This is a genomic window from Microcoleus sp. B4-D4, assembly GCF_036705185.1.
GTDB lineage: Bacteria > Cyanobacteriota > Cyanobacteriia > Cyanobacteriales > Microcoleaceae > Microcoleus.
This window is the reverse complement of record NZ_JAUBTX010000050.1, coordinates 23858-41953: the sequence shown is the minus strand read 5'-3', so window position 1 is coordinate 41953 and position 18096 is coordinate 23858. Positions and strand designations below refer to the sequence as shown.

The following is an 18096-nucleotide window of genomic DNA, read 5'->3' as shown; positions in this document are numbered from 1 at the left end:
CTCAGAAACCGGGTTTCTTGGAATATTTTTCGTCACCAAACGCCAAAATCGAACAAACCCGGTTTCTCGCCCCTCCGCATCACTCATTATCTCAGAAACCGGGTTTCTTGGAATATTTTTCGTCACCAAACGCCAAAATCGAACAAACCCGGTTTCTCGCCCCTCCGAATTACTCATCATCTCAGAAACCGGGTTTCTTGGAATATTTTTCGTCACCAAACGCCCAACTCGAACAAACCCGGTTTCTCGCCCAATTTCGCCCAATTTCGCCCAATCTCCCCCACTCCCCATCTACTCTTTCACCGCCAGCGGACGATCGCAATTTTAGTCCCCTTACCCACTTTAGAAACAATCTCAAACTCGTGCATCAATCGCTTAGAACCGCTAAGCCCCAAACCCAAACCGCGATTGGAAGTATAACCGTCAGTCATAGCCAATTCAATGTCTGGAATTCCCGGGCCTTTGTCTTCAAATATCAGCCGCAGCCCTGTGCGCTTACCTGATTGGAGCATTTCTAAAGTTACCGTTCCCCCTTTGCCGTAGTCTACAGTATTGCGGGCGAGTTCGCTAGCTGCAGTAACGATTTTTGTTTGGTCTACCAAGCCGAATCCCATTGCTACAGCCAAAGTTCGCACTTGCTGTCGGACGTTGACTATATCGGAGGACGATCGAATTTCTAATGTCTCACGTTTTGACATGGCGGCTACTGTACCAAAATAGAATTTCTCCACAAAACATAAGACCTACCCCGATCGACCAAGTTTCCCAAAATCAATCTTGAATTAGTCAACAAGCTATCTACAAACAAACCAGAGTTATTTACCTATTGCCCCTAAATTGCGGAACAATCAATCAATCGATCGCAATCCTGAATCCGTAGGAAAACCCAAGGACTTATGCAACAAATTCATCCCTTTTTCAACACTTAAAGCTGTGCGAATTCCTGTCAGAGAAAGCCCCAATTCAACCAGCGTAATTGCCACCGCAGGCTGCATCCCAACCACAACTGTTTCAGCATCCAATATACGCGACATGGTAGCGATATTGTTAAGAATTCTGCCGATAAAAGAATCTACAATTTCCAGAGAAGAAATTTCTATCAAAACACCTTTTGCTCCGGTTTTGACTATCCGGTTCGTCAAGTCGTCTTGCAGCATCATTGCCAAGCGATCGTGCATATCTACTTGAATTGTGACTAACAAAAATTCTCCCATTTGCAGGATCGGAATCCGTTCCATCATCATAAATTCACCTTGCTTTGAGCTTTGAATTGAATAAAACTTGAGACTGGAGACAATATAGCGGTTCTCAATTTGTGTGAAATAGGCGGCGGGCGAGCTTTTTTCCGATTATCCGTTCCCCATTACCAATTAACCAAGCGCACCGCCGACGTTACACCAGACTATAATATTTGTTATTTTTCCTCTTTCAGATTTCTTATAATTAAACCTTGGCGCTGCAAGGCGACTTTAAAAGCATCTGCTAAAGTTGCTTTTGTCAAAATATCTTGCAAGTCAACTCCCAAATGAACAATGGTTTGAGCTATTTGCGGGCGAATGCCGCTGATGATGCACTCAGTACCCATGAGACGAGCCGCCGCGACGGTTTTTAATAAATGTTGAGCGACTAAAGTGTCAACAGTCGGCACGCCTGTAATGTCTAAAATTGCAAATTCTGAGCCAGTTTCCATGATTTCCTGCAACAGAGTTTCCATGACTATTTGAGTGCGGGCGCTGTCGAGAGTCCCGATCATGGGTAAAGCAAGAATTCCTTCCCAAAGTTTGACTACTGGTGTTGACAATTCGAGCATTTCTTGCTGCTGGCGTTCGATTACTTCTTCGCGAGCTTTGAGAAAGATTTCTGTCACCCAAAGGCCTAGTTGGTCTAATAAGCTGGTGGAAAGCCAAAGTTTTTCGACAAGTGCGTCGCGGTTTTGTGTCAATTCGTGACAAAGCCGATCGAACAATGGCTTTTTGAAGCATAAAATGAAACTCGCGATCTCTGACGGGGTAAAGCCTCTCTGAACGCGCGATCGCGAAACTTCTGCCAGCATCAGCCGCATATTTTCCCACTCTGGTGTCTGGATGTCGCTAAAGTTACCCTGCTGCAATGCTATTTGGAGCAATTGCAGGAACTCTTGACACTCGGATCGCAATTCTTTGGCTCTCATCAAGTCGTCTCGCCGCAGCCCGGTATTTTGCAGTTCTTTGAGCCAGTCTGCTAGTAACTCTGCTTTGTGTCTTTCGAGAATTTCCACGATCGTGTTATTGCTGGTGAGTTCCATTGAAATTATCTCCTGCTTAGCCATTGGGATGAAGTTGTACGAGAAGCCACACTTGAGTGTTTTTGATGGGGCAGTTTATGAGTTTAACTCACTATTTGCTGTTTGCAAGCGAGGGTTAAGTACCTAACTGCAAAATGCGTTGGACGATCGCACTCGTAGAACTAGGAACTTCTATTTCGATCAAGGAAATCTTGCCGCCTCCGGCGATAACAGCGGGTGCTTCCGGCAGAGTTTCGAGTTGATAGTCGCCTCCTTTAACGTATATATCTGGCTTCAGGATATTTATCAGTTTAGTTGCTGTAATTTCGGAAAAAATCACTACCGCGTCTACGGGTTTGAGGGCTGCCAATACTTCGGCTCGCTGATTTTCCGGTACGATCGGGCGCGGTGGCAATCCCGGCTGTTGCGGTTTGATAGCTTGCACGCTTTTGTCGCTATTCAAGCCCACAACTAGCGTCCGTCCCAAATTTTTTGCCGCCTGCAAATAGCGGACGTGGCCAGCGTGCAGGATATCGAAGCACCCGTTAGTAAACACGATCGGACGCCAGTTATCGGGAGCGGATGCGATCGCTGCTTCGAGTTCTCTCAACGTGTAAACACCAGAAATCATTACATCCACCACTAGGAAATTTGAACAGCGATGAATCATCCTACCAAAAAACGCGATCAATTGTACCTTTTTCCTCAAAAAATCAAGCACTATATCCGCAAATTTTTATTAGTTGAAAATGAATGATTAGCAATTATTGATTTCTTTTAAAAAAACCATAAATAAAATTTATTTTCTATTTTGCTGATTTAGATACAGGATAAAAAATTCTATTCGTGTATCTGCAATTTGCCAAACAGATGGATACCGTGCCACTCAGTTAAATCGCGATGTACCCTAACTATTCGACTGGTGTTCAAGCCCTCAAAATCAATCCTCAGTGGAATTCAGTAACGGCAGTTCGATCGCCACGAGGGAACATCCAACTTGGGACTCTTGCAGAATCCTTGCAGCACCAACGGCATGGGGAATATCCACAAGTTCCACAGCCGCCGGACACAGCGCACTGCCTCCGGTGGCCCAACTCGCCAAAAGAGCGTGCAGCAACTCGCGCTTAATGGCGGCCCGGCGAGAGCCTGTGAAAACCGGAGTAAAGTGGAGGCGAGTACCCGATCGAGCTATTTTGGTGGAAAATAACGTGAAGTGCCCGATCGGCCTTGCTTCTGATTGGAGCTTCCCAACTCATAAAATGGGGGAGAGTTTGATTCGTCTGCGGAGTTTCCCGTCTTAAAGGCGGTTTTCACCTTCAGGATTTCTGTTTCCACAGAGAGAGCAAGAAACTGAACCTCGCGCGATCGTGTGACGCGGGCTGCCACCCGTGAACCCCGCAGGCGAATCAACAAGCGAGTATGAGAAACTAATACCTGTTCCCCAAAAACAACACAACTGCTGGCTAGCTCCAAACCCTTAGCTCATCATTGATTCCCCGATCGAAGATCCCCAAGGCACCAATCAAAAAGGGGTATGATCCCTCTTACCACTTAACCCATTAAACAAAATTTCGTTGAATCTAACGGTGTAGAATCATCTAACAGGAATTATGAAAGCAACTAACAACCGTCAATTTTCTTCAGTAGCAGCTCGAACTCTAAAAGTAGTCGGGATTATCTTGATTCTGTCTGCTTTGCTTGACTGCATTGTTCTATCGCTGCCGGGAGAAGCCTCCGACATTATGAATCGAGGCTGGCAGTTGGCCGCAGCAACTCAGATAGTTGACCGGGGCATTATTCCTTTGATGGGTATCGCCCTGCTGATGACAGGCTTTTGGGTGGACAGCAGCAGCGGAGTCTCTATTGAGCGGCGCAATATTTGGGTTGACTTGCGATTCTGGGCGCTATTGATTTCCAGCTTGTTAGGGCTAATTTACTTGTTGCTGGTTCCAGTTCACCTCAACAATACTCGCTTGGAACTCAAGGATGCTCTGGCTCAAGTCGATAAGGAAGCGGGACAAGCCGAAAATCAACTAGAGGCGCAAATTAAAAGCGACCAGTTTAAAGCTCAGGTAGAACAACTCAAAAGCCAGCGCCGCAGCCAGATAGGGGCGCTGTTGCAAGATGAGGGGAAGCTGCAAGAGGCACTCAAGAGTCCAGATGTTCCCAAGGAATTGAAAGCTGTGCTTCAGGACTCGAAAAAGGACCCGAAAGCCCTTGACAAGTTTTTGGAACAGCAAGCCCAAGAACTGCCCGTTCAAGCTCGTAACGAGATTCGCACCCGCAAGCAACAAAAAGAGAAAGAGTTGAGAACTCGATCGAGAAATTCGAGTTTGCAGACGGGAATCAGCAGTTTGTTGTTGGCGATCGGCTACATTACTGTTGGTTGGACAGGATTGAGAAGTATGGGAATTTTGGGCTTCGGTCGCCGCAAAAGTTGACCTACGCCAGCCCCTAGAACCCGTAAGTCAAGATATCTTGCAAGAAATACTTAATCTGCCGAACATAGCAACCGCTCCTGGCAGCTACGACCTTATTAATGACTGAAGCCATTAATTTTCTTGCATTTTCACATCGACTTCTTCTCGGTTCCTCCCCAACGACTTCGTTTATCCGCTCGCGCAGTCGAAAGAATCAGGAACCGCGAAGCGTTCCACTGAACCCTTCGACGAAGTGTCGAAGAGCCTTCTATCTTCTACCTTCTACCTGATGACGTTGGACGGAAAGCGCGGGGGGAGACAGCACTAATAACGTTCGTTCGGGGGGGGACAGCACTAATGACTAATGACTAAGAACTAAGAACTAATGACTAATGACTACTGACTACTGACTAATGACTAATGACTAATGACTAATGACTACTGACTAATGACTACTGACTTCTTCTATAGTTTGCCCTTACTGAAAGCTGGGAATGTTCTCAATTTATATTTTGACTTACAACGAAGAGATTGATATCGCCGCTTGCATAGAATCGGCAATGCTTTGTGACGATATCATTGTAGTTGATTCTTTCAGCAGCGATCGCACCCTTGAGATTGTTCAGAACTATCCCGTGCAAACAGTGCAGCACCGCTTTGAAAGTCACGGACGCCAGCGGACTTGGATGCTCCAAGAAGTAGAATGCAAGTACGAATGGGTTTACATCCTCGAAGCTGACGAGCGGATGACACCTGCACTGTTTGCTGAATGCTTAAAGGCGATGGAAAGTCAAGAATATATCGGGTATTACGTAGCAGAAAAAGTAATCTTTATGGAGCGCTGGATTCGCCGCAGCACTCAATATCCCCGCTATCAAATGCGCCTGTTTCGCAAAGACCGAGTGTGGTTTTCTGACTACGGTCACACCGAACGGGAAGTCTGCAACGGGCCCACTCACTTTTTAAAGGAAACCTACCCTCATTATACTTGCAGCAAAGGTCTTTCTCGCTGGATAGAAAAGCACAACCGCTACTCGACTGACGAAGCTGCTGAAACTCTTCGCCAATTAGCAGCAGGTCAAGTAAATTGGTGGGATTTATTGTTTGGCGCATCGGAGGTAGAAAGGCGGCGCGCTTTGAAAGATTTTTCTTTGCGCTTGCCTTTGCGGCCTGTGGTGCGCTTTTTTTATATGTATATTTTACTCGGCGGATTTCTTGACGGTCAAGCGGGATTAGCTTGGTGCACGCTGCAAGCTTTTTATGAATATCTAATTTTGCTAAAGGTTTGGGAAATGAAGCATATGCCGCTGCCGAATTTAAGTGCTGGGGAAGAACAGCCTATTTCCGAAGTTGTGAAAGTTGAATCCCCTCAAGTTTCATCGAATATTTAAGCTAGTAAATATCGCGAAAGTAATAGCTATTTGAACAAGTATGGCTTCCATTTTCTATCTAATATAAATTATTTTTAGATTTTTTGTATAAGTCTTTGCTCAATACATAAACGGCAAATGAAAAATATATAAATATATTTTATATTAGATAATTGTAGATAATTTGTGATATCATATCCGGTCGATTAGCCGCACTAATACCATTTTTCACAAATCGTGCAACATAACAATTGTTGGGCAAGAGTGTTACAGAGGGTTGTTCTACAATATGTGTAAGGTGCGTCGCAAAATTGTCGATTAAATTGAGGGATTGAAAGACAGCGACGCACCCTACAAATACTGTTGCATTATTTTTGCAAAATGGTATTATACCAATTTCATAAAGTAGCGCTAGATATTACCCCCCAAACCCCCCCCGAACTCGCGGGGGGGCTAAAACTTCATCCATACCACATCTTTAGAAAAATGGTATTACTCATACAGAGATGAGTAGATTGAGAAAATTTGGCGTAAATTTGGGTCAACACTATCTACGCCCCTACTCAAAACTATTGAGCACTACGCAATCCTGTTTTTTCTCGATCGATCTTTAAGATCAACACCCCTAAAGGCGGCAAACACAAGTCGATCGAATAAGGGCTGTTGTGGAACCACCACTCATCAGTCCACTTACCCCCCAAATTCCCCATATTGCTGCCCCCGTACTCCCGCGCGTCGCTGTTAAACAACTCCGTATAGAAACCAGGTTCCGGCACTCCTACGCGATAGTGAGAGTGTGGCTGCGGCGTAAAATTGCACACCGTTACCACAAACTCATCGCCATCCTTCTCGCGGCGCACAAAGGCTACCACGCTGTGCCGGTTGTCGCTGCAATCAATCCACTCAAACCCATCCTCAGCAAAATCTTGACTGTAAAGTGCAGTTTCGCTGCGATACAAATGGTTCAAATCCTTAAAAAACAGCTTCAACTTTTGGTGCGGTTCAAATTGCAGCAAATCCCACTGCAAATCCCCCCAAACGTTCCACTCATGCCACTGGCCGAACTCCATCCCCATAAACATGGTTTTCTTTCCGGGGTGAGCAAACATAAAAGTAAACAAACACCGCACGTTTGCAAACTTTTGCCATTCGTCTCCAGGCATTTTGCCGATGATGTGGGCCTTGCCGTGGACTACTTCGTCGTGGGACAAAGCCAGCATGAAATTCTCGCTGTGGTTGTACCACATACTGAAAGTTATGTTGTTCTGGTGAAACTGGCGGAACCACGGGTCCATATGGTAGTAGTCGAGCATATCGTGCATCCAACCCATGTTCCACTTCAGGTTGAAGCCTAAGCCCCCTACATAGGTCGGCCAAGATACCATCGGCCAAGAGGTTGATTCTTCGGCGATCGACAGCGAGCCTGGGAAATAGCTAAAAATGACGTGATTCACCTGCCGCAGAAAATCTGCCGCTTCGATATTTTCGCGGCCGCCGTACTGGTTGGTCAGCCATTCTCCTGGTTCCCGGCAATAATCCAAATACAGCATGGAAGCTACTGCATCTACCCGAACTCCGTCGATGTGATACTTGTCAAACCAGAACAGAGCGTTTGATACTAGGAAATTTCTAACTTCGTTGCGGCCGTAGTTAAAGACTAGCGTTCCCCACTCTTTGTGCTCGCCCTTGCGGGGATCGGCGTGTTCGTACAAGTGAGTTCCATCAAAGAATGCTAAACCGTGGCCGTCTTTGGGGAAATGCCCCGGTACCCAGTCCACGAGTACGCCAAGGCCGCTGGCGTGGCACTGGTCAACAAAATACATGAAATCTTCGGGTGTGCCGTACCGGGAAGTTGGCGCGAAATAGCCGGTTACTTGATAGCCCCAGGAACCGTCGAAGGGATGTTCGGCGATGGGCAGCATTTCGATGTGAGTGAATCCCAAATCTTTGACGTAGGGAATCAGCCGATCGGCCAATTCTCGATAAGTCAGAAACCGCGCCCCTGGTTTGAGTTCTGAAACCGCAACTGCTGGCTCTATTTCACCATTTGGCAGCATCGCGGGTTCGTCTGTACCGGCGTGCAGCCAAGAACCGATGTGGCATTCGTAAACCGAAACTGGCTGAGTCAGTTGGTCTGTCTGCCGCCGCTGTTCGATCCAAGCGCTGTCGTGCCAAGTGTAGTTATCTAAGTCGGTGACAATTGATGCTGTTTTCGGCCGCACTTCTTGCTGGAAACCGTAAGGGTCGGACTTTTCATAGGGATGTCCGTCTTGGTTTTTCACTTCGTATTTGTAGTGAGTTCCCACGGTTAGTCCCGGAATGAATAATTCCCAGATGCCGTTTTGAGATTTCCGCATTTGATGTTTGCGGCCGTCCCAAGAGTTGAAATCGCCTAAAACTGATACGTTGCGGGCATTCGGAGCCCAAACGGCAAAATATACTCCTGTGATTCCGTCTACTTCGGTGAAGTGCGCGCCAAGTTTTTCGTAAATCCGGTGGTGGTTGCCTTCTGAGAATAGGTGAAGGTCAAATTCTGTGAGTTTGGGCGATCGAAAGGCGTAGGGGTCGTAGATAAAACGTTCGTGTTCTCCTTCTTTGACCCGCAGTTGATAGTTTGCTAGTTCTGGAGTTTCGATCGTACATTCAAAAAAGTGAGGGTGATGCTCGGATTTCATCGGGTATTCAGCCCTCGACTCCGGCAATACTACCGATACCGCATCCGCATTGGGCAGATAAGCTCGGACGGCCCAGACTTTTTTGTCATTATTTTCGATCGTGTGGGGGCCTAGGACTTCAAATGGATCGTGGTGCTGATTCCCAACAATACGGTCAATCTGTTCAAAGGGTACGGTCGCGGGCATAAAACTACCTACCTGAATCTTTTAACTAAATGGCTTTCAAAACCTAGAGCGCCGCAGCACTTTACATTTAGATACATTTTTGATTGCTCATCCTACCACTGATTAGCATAATTTTGCCGGTGCTGCGGCTGCCGCACGCGCCCCTTTGCCCGCACAGCAGGCAATCGGATTGTTTCGCTGGCGATCGAGCTTTCATCTTACTGCTCGTCTCTTAAGTATATGAATCTTAAAACAAATTGAAAGTTTTAGAGTTTTGTCAAAAAATATTGACTTTTTCTGCGTTATGTGATATGTCGTGTTTCTAGTTTCAGGACGCTGGACACTTGATGATGAATAAGTGAAATTTTTAGGCACGGGCGATCGCCCGACAGGTAGATTTTAAAATCCCGGAGGCAGGGTTTCGCCGCAAAGTTCGTGGATTTGGGCAATGCGATCGAACAGCCAAGGATAGTCAGTGCGGTATTTAGGAATCAAAGCTAAGGGACTCAGCAGGGCGGCAGCAGTAATATCTGCCACGCTCAAGGAATCGCCTACCAAATAAGCACCATCCTGCCAGCGCAGGTGCAAAAAATCTAAAGCAGCACTCAGCCGCAATTGGGCGAGTTTTGCTCAGGCTGGGTTAATACCGAACTGGCGGCGCGCCAATTGAATTACTAATTGGCTTAAAACAGAGGGGTCAATTTGTTTGCCCGCACCGGCGCGAAACTCGTAGTAAACAAATCGAGTAGCGATGCCGATGCTTTCATCAAAAAAAATTGGTCTGAAACCCCGTCCTTATAGGACGGCTTTACATAAACTTTTGTCAAGACGGACTATTTCACACAAGAAGTGCTACTATGTAAAATGGCAGATTCAAAACAAGCATGACACTAAAAGCCTTCAGCTACCGATTCTATCCAACGCCGGAACAAGAAAGCTTGTTGCAACGTACTCTGGGTTGTACTCGTTTAGTTTACAACCGTGCTTTAGCGGTAAGAACTGAAGCTTGGTACACAGAACAGAAACGGGTAGGGTATGCTGAGACTTCTTCAAGGCTAACCGAGTGGAAGAAAACTGAAGAACTAGATTTTCTTAACGAAGTTAGCTGTGTGCCATTACAACAATGCTTGAGACACTTACAAACAGCTTACACCAACTTTTTTGATGGGCGGGCGAAATACCCTAACTTCAAAAAGAAACGTAATGGCGGTAGTGCAGAATTTACTCTAGTCAGCGTTTAAATTCAGGGACGGGCAAGTCTACTTGGCAAAAAGTACACAACCGTTGTCGATTCGCTGGAGTCGGACACTGCCCGATGGCGCAACGCCATCGACTATTACAGTGAAGCTTGCACCGTCTGGCAGGTGGTCAGTTTCCCTGTTGGTAGAGGCCGAAATTGAATCCTTACCCAAAACAGAGAATCAAGTCGGTATCGACCTGGGAATCACAAGTTTACTCGCTCTAAGCACGGGCGAAAAAATTGCCAATCCCAAAGGATTCAAGGCAAAATATCGCCAACTCAAAAGGGCGCAGAAAGCTTTAAGCCGTAAGCAAAAAGGGTCAAACAACCGACATAAAGCACGGCTTAAAGTAGCAAAAGTGTATCAAGAAATTACTGATGCAAGAAAAGATAATCTTCACAAGTTAACGACACGGTTGGTACGTGAGAACCAAACCATCGCCGTAGAAGACTTAGCTGTGAAGAACATGGTTAAGAACCCCAAACTTGCTCTCGCTATAAGTGATGCAAGTTGGGGGGAATTGGTGAGACAGCTTGACTACAAGTGCGATTGGTATGGTCGCACTTTAATTAAGATTGACCGCTGGTTTCCGAGTTCAAAACGATGTGGAAATTGTGGTCACATCGTTGAAAAAATGCCGTTGAATATTCGGGAATGGGATTGTCCTAATTGCGGGACGCGCCATGACCGAGATATCAACTCCGCGAAGAACATTTTGGCGGCAGGGCTTGCCGTTTCAGTCTGTGGAGCGACCGTAAGACCTGAACAGAGTAAATCTGTTAAGGCTGGTGCGAAATCCCGTAAGGGACAGAAGCAGAAACCTAAATCGTGAGGTTTGGGAATCTTCGCCCTTGTAGGGCGGGGAGGATGTCAACGAGCCAGTCTTCGATCGTCCAAGCCTCTAGTTGCAAACTCTCGTCTGCGGGTAACAGCGGCGGCGATGGAAAGCGAGACTCGATCGAGTGCAAAATTTGTGTAGAGTAGGCGATCGCCGAGGGTTGACCTTCGAGTTGAGGCAACAGTACCGGCACAGTCCTCAAACCCCCCGTCAGAGGCTTAAGTTTCAAAACCGGCAGGCCTGGAGTCAAATTTTCGACTTGAAAGGGAATGCCCTTGTAACCGAGCGCTAAGCGGACTTTGCGACAGTAAGGGGAGGTACTGAACTGTAGTCAAAGCATCACACAAAAATTAACACCCAACTTGAGGCCTAGACTGAAGAGATGAAAAAATGCGAGGAGCAAACCTTTTTCACCCGCAGGCTAGGCTGGTTGGGCCTAGACTCCGATATAGCTGTAGTTAGGGAGCCTTTTTAGGGGCAACTGTTGCACCAGCGCCTGGAGTAGCTTTTGGAGATTCCTTCGGTACTGGAGAAGTAACAGGAGGAGGAGTAGTAGTGGTGTCAGTACCGCTGGGAGGAGTAGTGGTGGTTTCACCGCCACAGGCTCCGAGGGCTGCTGCCAAGCCCACTACCAAAGTCAAACGAATTAATCCCTTGTTCATAAACACTCCTTAAACATTGAAAACCCATCGCAAGGAAGGGAATAGTGTACTTGAGAAACAATGCTGGCACGAATAGATCAACGATTCGCTCGTTGATTACAATACTGCATTTGTTAATTAATTTCACATAGATTCTGGGGAACCGGCAAAGATTTATTTTTTTTTTTGAAATTCTCAAGTCAAAGTGACCGATCGCAGGCTGGGTTAGTTGGTTTATCAGGTATGTTTATTGACATCATCACGACCGCTAAAGGCACGGAGATTGGCAAGATCGCTCTCTGGGTTTGCTCTTTCGGCGACTCGGCGATGCCGGCGAGGAATTTCCTGAGTCAATGGAGAGTGTCGATGTCTCCAGAGGCTTTTAAGGTTCCCGCCTGCCCCACGGTACGAAATGCTATAACAATCCTAAATTATTGACTCGTTACCAGTTCGAGGGCAAGCATGGCCCACAGGCGAGGAAGAGCTTACCTTGTACCAAGCGAGGCTCTTCAAGAGTGATATCTGTTTTACAAAAAAGCCTGGGAACCAGTTATTTAAATCGATCGACAGATTGTTATAATTCCGAAATATTGATTGTCCAGTTTCAGATAGTTGAAGCTACACAGGCTTTGGCTGTTGCCTCCGGCAAGAGACAGCGGTAAACTGATTGACACTCCCCGGCCTTAAGGCAAGGGGATTCTTAAGACATTTATGTCTTAATATCCCACGCAAGCGTGGGTTCCTTTCGCTGACTACGTTTGCAGCGTAGCTGCGTAGTCATATCTCCTCAAAAATCTTTTGGGCGTAGACTTTCCCCCAGTCCGGGGGTAGGTTTTTACATCTTGTCTGATTTAGTTATTCTACCATATTCATTTGTTAAGATGGATTTGTTGTTTTACTTAACAATGGAAACAATGGAAAAAAGCCGTCCTCAAAAGACGGGGTTTTCAACCCAATTTTCTGATAAGTTCTAAAGCTGAAACTGACCCACTTTACGTATTGGTGAACTGTATGACCGCTGCTATTAGATCCGTGGATTCTCGCCGCTCTCGATCGACCAACAAGCCCGCCCCAGAAAAACCCAACAGCAAAGTTACTTCTATTGCTAGAGCTAGACGGGCTAAGACAGGGCCGCAATTGCCCAACTACGAGGTGGCCGAGGCACAGCCACGGCCTCGCGCCGAAGCATCGGTGCTGAAAGTGATGCCCGACCGTCAGCGGCAGCCCATGTGGCTTCGGTCTCTTTTGCGGGTGGAGCGCGCCTCGTCAGCGGTGGCGCTTCTGCTTTTAGGCGGTGCTCTGAGTCTCTACGGTTTGACTGTCTACAGCGAGCAGCGGTGGAGTCAGGAGTATCAAAAGCTGGAAACTTTGCGACTCCGCGAACAGCAGTTGACTGCTGCTAGCGAAGTGTTGAAACACCAACTTGCTAAGGAAGCCCAAAACCCAGAAACTGGTTTGATGCCGCAGAAGCCGTCGGATACGATTTTCTTGCAACCGGTTCCCGATCGCCGATCGCCCGGTGTGGTGGCACCAAATTCTGAAGAACCCGCTATCAAGAATCGATCGGGCGAGGAAACGCCACTGGGCTATTGAGGTGGATCTTGGCATTGAAGATGTGTCGGTTAAAGGAAGCACCCATGAAACCACAATAGCCACGTTTCCAGAAAACAGGTTTCTAGTTCGAGCTCTCATATGAGCGTCTTCCCCCGATCGAGTACAATACGCGAGCGGGGAAGCCCGCACTATAATAAAAAAATGCTTTTTACACTTGTTCGATCGTGAAGTGGAAGAATCTAAAATCTAAAATCTAAAATCTAAAATCTAAAATCTCAACTCCTCACCTTTTTGAGAAAGGCTATATGAGCTACGATCCCCGTTTTGACCGCTACAGATCGCCGAACTTTAAACGTCCAAAAGCGTCGAGGGATGGCACTTGGTGGGGCCAACCAGCCAAACCTAGAGTTTCTGCTACTGCTAGCAGGCAGCCTCGGCCACCCTTGGAGCGTTTAAAACGCTCCAAGTTTCGCTTGTGGGCTGTGTGGGCGGTGTTGATGTTGGGGGGGCTGGGGTTGGCTGTGAATTTGTTTTATTTGCAGGTGACGCGGGCTCCGGCGCTGCGGAAACAGGCCGAGCAGCAGCAAACTCTCAAGTCTAAGCCGTTTGTGCCGAGACGCCCGATTGTTGACGGCGGGGGCAATGTTTTGGCGATCGACAGACAAGTGTACACGCTCTACGCTCACCCGAAGCTGTTCAACCATACAAAGGCTGAAGTGGCGGCTACCTTGGCTCCGATGCTGCCGATCGAACGAAATCCGGGCAATACGCCGGAAACTGAACTGCTGCGCCGGTTTAATCTGGGCGAAACGGGTATTACTATTGCCGATTCTCTGGCTCAAGAGGTGGCCGATCGCGTGGGGCGGATGCAAATTAAACGCACTCCGGTGGATGGGCTGGAGTTGGTGCGACAGCAGCAGCGTTTTTACCCGCAGCAGGAGTTGGCGGCGGATGTTTTGGGTTATGTGGATGGGGAACGGAAGGGACAAGCTGGGGTAGAGTACAGTCAGCAGAATTTGCTGGAACGATCGATGCCGTCGATTCAATTTAGCAAGTCGATCGACGGACGTTGGGTGCCCGATCGGCTGACGGCTGGTTTTGTGCAGCTAGATGATTTGAAGTTGCAACTGACGATCGACAGTCGCTTGCAGCGGGCGGCGCGGATTGCTCTCAAGGACAAAATGAAGGAATACGGGGCGAAGCGGGGCGCGGTGATTGTGATGGATGCCCGCAACGGGGAATTACTGTCAATGGTGGCGGAACCTACCTATGACCCGAATCAATATTTTAATTTCGATTTGTCGCGCTATAAAAATTGGGCTGTAACTGATGTTTATGAGCCTGGTTCGACTTTTAAAGCGATTAATGTGGCGATCGCCCTAGAAGCTGGTGTGGTCAAACCTAAGACTGTATTTAATGACGAAGGTCGGATTTATATCGATGGCTGGACTATCCAAAATTCCGATTACAAACAAACAGGCGCTCGCGGGCGTTCTACGGTGACTGATATTTTGAAACATTCGAGTAATGTGGGGATGGTGCACGTAATGAGAAGCATGAAACCTTCTCTTTACTATCAAGCTTTAGAAAAACTCGGACTGGGACAAACTGCGGGAAGTGATTTGCCTTTTGAAGTAACGAGTCAGCTTAAAAATCGAGAGCAATTTATTAATTCTCCGGTGGAAGTTGCTACTACTGCTTTTGGTCAAGGTTTTTCGATTACTCCGATACAGTTGGTGCAGCTTAACGGAGCTTTGGCCAACGGTGGTAAGTTGGTAACTCCTCATGTTGTGCGGGGACTTTTCGATCGCGAGGGTCAAGCTTTTTGGAAGCTTCCGAGGGCTGTTCCGAAGCAAGTGTTTTCGCCGGAAACGACTAAGCAGGTTTTGGAAATGATGGAAACTGTGGTGGATGGCGGTACGGGGAAAGCTGCACAAATTCCCGGCTATCGGATTGCTGGGAAAACGGGCACGGCTCAAAAAGCTAATGCTGGGGGGGGTTATTCTCACAAGGCGATTATTACTAGCTTTGTGGGGATAATGCCTGTGGAAGCTCCTAAGTACGTGGTGCTGGCGGTGATTGATGAGCCGAAGGGCGGTTCGGGGGGACTTGTGGCGGCGCCGATTGTGGAGTCGGTGATGGAGGCGCTGATTAATATTGAGAAGATTGCCCCGACGAAGAAGTAGGAAGTGCCGCGTGATATGGTTTCCGATAGCATCGGAATTATATATTTTAATGATTGATAGTGCGATCGTTTTCGCGAAGTCGATCGCTCTTCGGGGAGGCTCGCACTATATAATTCAATACGGTTTACTTAAGACGATCTCCCTGGCACACCCCTTAAAAAGCAGGGTGGTTTTATTGTGGGGAGAAGAAATCTGAAACGACAGAAAGCACCGCTCAAAGCTCGCGTCTGGGACGCAAGTGTTATATTAATAAAGGTACGTAGTTGGGCTTTAGCCCTCTTTATATATACGTCTAAAGAGGGCTAAAGCCCAATTACGTACCTATTTCTAGGATGACAATTAATCCACCCTGCCTCCTTAAAAAGGGGAGTAGGGGGTGGGACAAGAATCGGATCAAAGTCAACCCCTACTCCCCTTCTTAAGGGGGATGCGAGGGGGATCTCCGGGGCATAAATATGTTAAGTGAACCGTATTGCTATATAATTCCGATGGTACCGGATTTGATATGAACGGGGTTTCTGGGATGAAGGAGCGATCGCACAATTTGAAGGCTGATATTAATTCCGGTTGCTGCGAAAATTTGTGTTGAGTCACCAGAAATATCGGCAGAAACTGGCTTTGTGCGATCGCTACTTGATGTTAGTAACAATATCTTTCTTTGTTGTTTGGATTGGCTTTTGATTGTCTGCGGGAGGTGCGCTTGTGTCCTAAGAGAGTGGAGACGATGATGCAGCGATCGCTATTTTTTAAATCGGGATGAGATAGTGTCAGCGTTCCTTTTGCTTGCAGGCTTGTTTGGCCACACTCGTCGGTACTGTTATAAACGACGCAACCTCGGAAGTTGAACATTACCCGCCGAATTGTTTTTTCTCCTGTGGCTTTGTTGTGTTCATTAACTTTGAGCAGTGTTGTTTCATCTGGATTTATTTGAATTTGCGGTTCTAGGTTTTTCCATTGACTGGGTGGTACTTGGGCTGGGGTAATCTCGGCTGGGTGGATTGCTACTTGTACGTTTTTTCCGACTACTTCTTTGAAGCTGGTTTGCCATGCTATTTTGTCGCGTTTGGCGTTGCTTAGGGCTAATTCCATTGCCCAATAAGCCCGATCGACTGATACATTCAAACGGTGGTTGTTGATGAACATTAGCCAAGAGGGGGTGACGATCGCACAAAATATCCCCACTATTGCCATAATTATCAACATTTCAATCATTGTAAAACCGGCGGCAGATGTAGCGGCTCTGCCTTTGAGCATTTTATATATTGACACGTAGATGCACTCCTTGATATTTAGCTAATAAAAAATAGCTAGGAGGTGCTATTTTTTCTTTATTTTAGTTCTTGAGTTTGGTTAATGTATAGGGCGCTTAAATAAAATTTACATAATTGGCATCTACCCGATCGCCCGCAGGGGGTTTAAACCCCCGTCTCATAGCAGAAGTCGGTTGAAACCGACTGAAGAAGGTGGTAGCCTGGTATCGCCCCTATCGCCTCTAAAGTCCTCTTAGAGAGGACTTACGCTATCAGCCGGGGGTTTTGAACCCCCCGCTGATCTAGGGCAGGCGCTAAAATAGCGATCGCCCCTTACCAATACCTCTATGGAAATGACGTCAATACTTCGATCGCACTTGGTTGACTACTTTTTAATCAAGTTATTGCTATCAAAGAATTTTGATAATTCTCCGGCCGCAATTCTATTTGCTACTTCATTGGGATGTTGATCGGTTTTGTGTACCCAAAGCTTGGAATCATTTTGACCAACGAATCCATTAAATAAATCCAAAAACGGAATTTTCAAAGAAGCACAATAGTCTTCTATTGTTTTGTGAATATGCGTAAATGGATAACTATTATCTAGTTTAAAGAGTACCGGGTATATTGTAACTACAAGCTGAAAATTCTGTTTTTCGGATAGCGTTTTTCCTGTCCTGAGCGCAGTTTTCATTGTTTGCCAACCGGGGCTATTTTCTAAATAACCATCTTGGTAATGACGAATCATCTGCTGATATAGGATAGGTTTTTCAATGCTGTCGATTAAAGCGTTGATAAAAAACGAGTTTTTTCTAACTTTAGCCAGTACCTTTGGTCGAGACATAAAGTTAACTGTTCCTGTTCTGTCTGCATCATTCAAAAATACTACGATTACTACTACGTCTGGTTGGAATTTTATTACATATTCCTCAAGCAACTTGATTTGTTCTTTCGTGGATGTTCCTGAAATTCCAAAATTTAGAACCTGTGTTTTAGGATGTTTGGATTGTATTGCGCGTTCAAAACTTACTGGCAAGGTATCGTTATCTTTTACACCTATCCCAAGGGTAAAGGAATCACCGAGGAATGCTATCCTGGTAATACCATTAGGTTTCTCAAAGGTTCGATCCAATCCCCGAAATCCTTTGGCATTTATGGTTCCTGACACTTCATTCTTTTCGTTAAAATATCTTCGAGGATTGTCTGGGTAAGTATATAATAACTTGCGGTTGGGTTTATAGGCATATATTTGTCCTGGAGCAAGTTCCTCCTGCCATATAACTACCCTAGAATCGCCTATATTTAAGAATCGACAAACTCCTTCTGCTAATAGAAAAGATAGTAGTATGCTAATCACTAATGTGTAGAACTCGTCATTTTTAAGCCGTTTCTTTGTGACAACAATAATTGCCAATAAAAAAATCATAAATGCTACTAAAGGGAGATCGATCATATGATTAGCGATTCTCATGTATTAGACATATCCTCATGAA

Annotated in this window: 16 protein-coding genes and 2 pseudogenes; 6 read left to right on the top strand and 12 right to left on the bottom strand. The window is 46.4% G+C overall.

The features are described from left to right. The 5 genes from QUB13_RS25565 to rfaE2 form a co-directional block, all read right to left on the bottom strand. Nucleotides 1-264, bottom strand: a 264-nt coding sequence (locus QUB13_RS25565) for a hypothetical protein (protein ID WP_333386539.1), incomplete at its 3' end; no start/stop codon positions are given. A gap of 35 nt (nucleotides 265-299) precedes the next feature. Continuing rightward, nucleotides 300-698 carry an anti-sigma regulatory factor gene (locus QUB13_RS25560; RefSeq protein WP_194011744.1) on the bottom strand — a complete coding sequence of 133 codons (399 nt, stop codon included), beginning with the start codon at nucleotides 696-698 and terminating at the stop codon, nucleotides 300-302. Nucleotides 699-848: 150 nt separating this feature from the next. Next, a complete protein-coding gene (locus QUB13_RS25555) occupies nucleotides 849-1244 on the bottom strand; it encodes an STAS domain-containing protein (RefSeq protein ID WP_333386537.1) in 396 nt (131 codons plus the stop codon). Between the two features lie 170 nt (nucleotides 1245-1414). Continuing rightward, on the bottom strand, nucleotides 1415-2284 hold the full coding sequence (locus QUB13_RS25550) for an STAS domain-containing protein (RefSeq protein WP_194011745.1): 870 nt from the start codon (nucleotides 2282-2284) through the stop codon (nucleotides 1415-1417). Nucleotides 2285-2399: 115 nt separating this feature from the next. Next, nucleotides 2400-2894, bottom strand: coding sequence for a D-glycero-beta-D-manno-heptose 1-phosphate adenylyltransferase (gene rfaE2 / locus QUB13_RS25545; protein ID WP_333386534.1), 495 nt, complete (start codon nucleotides 2892-2894; stop codon nucleotides 2400-2402). A 319-nt stretch (nucleotides 2895-3213) separates the two neighbouring features. Between rfaE2 and QUB13_RS25540 the strand changes: the two genes are divergently transcribed. The 3 genes from QUB13_RS25540 (at nucleotide 3214) to QUB13_RS25530 (ending at nucleotide 6074) form a co-directional block, all read left to right on the top strand. Continuing rightward, nucleotides 3214-3564 carry a hypothetical protein gene (locus QUB13_RS25540; RefSeq protein ID WP_333386531.1) on the top strand — a complete coding sequence of 117 codons (351 nt, stop codon included), beginning with the start codon at nucleotides 3214-3216 and terminating at the stop codon, nucleotides 3562-3564. A gap of 309 nt (nucleotides 3565-3873) precedes the next feature. Further along, complete coding sequence (hpsJ-B, locus tag QUB13_RS25535) at nucleotides 3874-4704, top strand: hormogonium polysaccharide biosynthesis protein HpsJ (RefSeq protein ID WP_194011747.1); 831 nt, start codon at nucleotides 3874-3876, stop codon at nucleotides 4702-4704. Between the two features lie 473 nt (nucleotides 4705-5177). Further along, complete coding sequence (locus tag QUB13_RS25530; protein ID WP_333386528.1) at nucleotides 5178-6074, top strand: glycosyltransferase family 2 protein; 897 nt, start codon at nucleotides 5178-5180, stop codon at nucleotides 6072-6074. Between the two features lie 548 nt (nucleotides 6075-6622). Here QUB13_RS25530 and glgB read toward each other — a convergent pair. Both glgB and QUB13_RS25520 read right to left on the bottom strand, forming a co-directional pair. Further along, complete coding sequence (gene glgB, locus QUB13_RS25525) at nucleotides 6623-8914, bottom strand: 1,4-alpha-glucan branching enzyme (RefSeq protein ID WP_333386526.1); 2292 nt, start codon at nucleotides 8912-8914, stop codon at nucleotides 6623-6625. Nucleotides 8915-9292: 378 nt separating this feature from the next. After that, entirely contained in the window at nucleotides 9293-9508 is a 216-nt protein-coding gene (locus QUB13_RS25520; RefSeq protein ID WP_333386523.1) for a glutathione S-transferase C-terminal domain-containing protein, read from the bottom strand. Between the two features lie 269 nt (nucleotides 9509-9777). Between QUB13_RS25520 and QUB13_RS25515 the strand changes: the two are divergent. Next, a pseudogene (locus tag QUB13_RS25515) lies at nucleotides 9778-10966 on the top strand (RNA-guided endonuclease InsQ/TnpB family protein). Here QUB13_RS25515 and QUB13_RS25510 read toward each other — a convergent pair. Both QUB13_RS25510 and QUB13_RS25505 read right to left on the bottom strand, forming a co-directional pair. Further along, a pseudogene (locus QUB13_RS25510) lies at nucleotides 10956-11285 on the bottom strand (glutathione S-transferase family protein); the annotation flags it as partial. The pseudogenes QUB13_RS25515 and QUB13_RS25510 overlap by 11 nt on opposite strands. Nucleotides 11286-11430: 145 nt before the next feature. Further along, nucleotides 11431-11634, bottom strand: coding sequence for a serine protease (locus QUB13_RS25505; protein ID WP_333386520.1), 204 nt, complete (start codon nucleotides 11632-11634; stop codon nucleotides 11431-11433). A 990-nt stretch (nucleotides 11635-12624) separates the two neighbouring features. Between QUB13_RS25505 and QUB13_RS25500 the strand changes: the two genes are divergently transcribed. After that, nucleotides 12625-13206 (top strand): hypothetical protein, encoded by a 582-nt coding sequence (locus QUB13_RS25500; RefSeq protein ID WP_333386518.1) that lies wholly within the window; start codon nucleotides 12625-12627, stop codon nucleotides 13204-13206. A 266-nt stretch (nucleotides 13207-13472) separates the two neighbouring features. After that, nucleotides 13473-15353: a peptidoglycan D,D-transpeptidase FtsI family protein gene (locus tag QUB13_RS25495; RefSeq protein WP_333386515.1), complete on the top strand. Its 1881-nt coding sequence runs from the start codon at nucleotides 13473-13475 to the stop codon at nucleotides 15351-15353. A gap of 475 nt (nucleotides 15354-15828) precedes the next feature. On the opposite strand, the gene QUB13_RS25490 is transcribed toward QUB13_RS25495, so the two are convergent. The 3 genes from QUB13_RS25490 to QUB13_RS25480 all read right to left on the bottom strand — a co-directional run bounded on the left by QUB13_RS25490 (nucleotide 15829) and on the right by QUB13_RS25480 (nucleotide 18074). Further along, nucleotides 15829-16002, bottom strand: a complete 174-nt coding sequence (locus QUB13_RS25490; RefSeq protein ID WP_333386513.1) for a hypothetical protein — start codon at nucleotides 16000-16002, stop codon at nucleotides 15829-15831. Further along, a complete protein-coding gene (locus QUB13_RS25485; RefSeq protein ID WP_333386511.1) occupies nucleotides 15993-16607 on the bottom strand; it encodes a pilus assembly FimT family protein in 615 nt (204 codons plus the stop codon). The genes QUB13_RS25490 and QUB13_RS25485 overlap by 10 nt, the downstream gene beginning before the upstream one ends. 381 nt (nucleotides 16608-16988) lie before the next feature. Continuing rightward, a complete protein-coding gene (locus QUB13_RS25480; protein ID WP_333386508.1) occupies nucleotides 16989-18074 on the bottom strand; it encodes an SGNH/GDSL hydrolase family protein in 1086 nt (361 codons plus the stop codon). Nucleotides 18075-18096 lie beyond the last annotated feature (22 nt).

Excerpts from the sequence above, each read along its gene's own strand:
- QUB13_RS25560 (WP_194011744.1), bottom strand. The coding sequence starts at position 698 with ATGTCAAAACGTGAGACATTAGAAATTCGATCGTCCTCCGATATAGTC.
- QUB13_RS25555 (WP_333386537.1), bottom strand. The coding sequence starts at position 1,244 with ATGATGATGGAACGGATTCCGATCCTGCAAATGGGAGAATTTTTGTTA.
- QUB13_RS25550 (WP_194011745.1), bottom strand. The coding sequence starts at position 2,284 with ATGGAACTCACCAGCAATAACACGATCGTGGAAATTCTCGAAAGACAC.
- rfaE2 (WP_333386534.1), bottom strand. The coding sequence starts at position 2,894 with ATGATTTCTGGTGTTTACACGTTGAGAGAACTCGAAGCAGCGATCGCA.
- hpsJ-B (WP_194011747.1), top strand. The coding sequence starts at position 3,874 with ATGAAAGCAACTAACAACCGTCAATTTTCTTCAGTAGCAGCTCGAACT.
- QUB13_RS25530 (WP_333386528.1), top strand. The coding sequence starts at position 5,178 with ATGTTCTCAATTTATATTTTGACTTACAACGAAGAGATTGATATCGCC.
- glgB (WP_333386526.1), bottom strand. The coding sequence starts at position 8,914 with ATGCCCGCGACCGTACCCTTTGAACAGATTGACCGTATTGTTGGGAAT.
- QUB13_RS25505 (WP_333386520.1), bottom strand. The coding sequence starts at position 11,634 with ATGAACAAGGGATTAATTCGTTTGACTTTGGTAGTGGGCTTGGCAGCA.
- QUB13_RS25500 (WP_333386518.1), top strand. The coding sequence starts at position 12,625 with ATGACCGCTGCTATTAGATCCGTGGATTCTCGCCGCTCTCGATCGACC.
- QUB13_RS25495 (WP_333386515.1), top strand. The coding sequence starts at position 13,473 with ATGAGCTACGATCCCCGTTTTGACCGCTACAGATCGCCGAACTTTAAA.
- QUB13_RS25485 (WP_333386511.1), bottom strand. The coding sequence starts at position 16,607 with ATGCTCAAAGGCAGAGCCGCTACATCTGCCGCCGGTTTTACAATGATT.
- QUB13_RS25480 (WP_333386508.1), bottom strand. The coding sequence starts at position 18,074 with ATGAGAATCGCTAATCATATGATCGATCTCCCTTTAGTAGCATTTATG.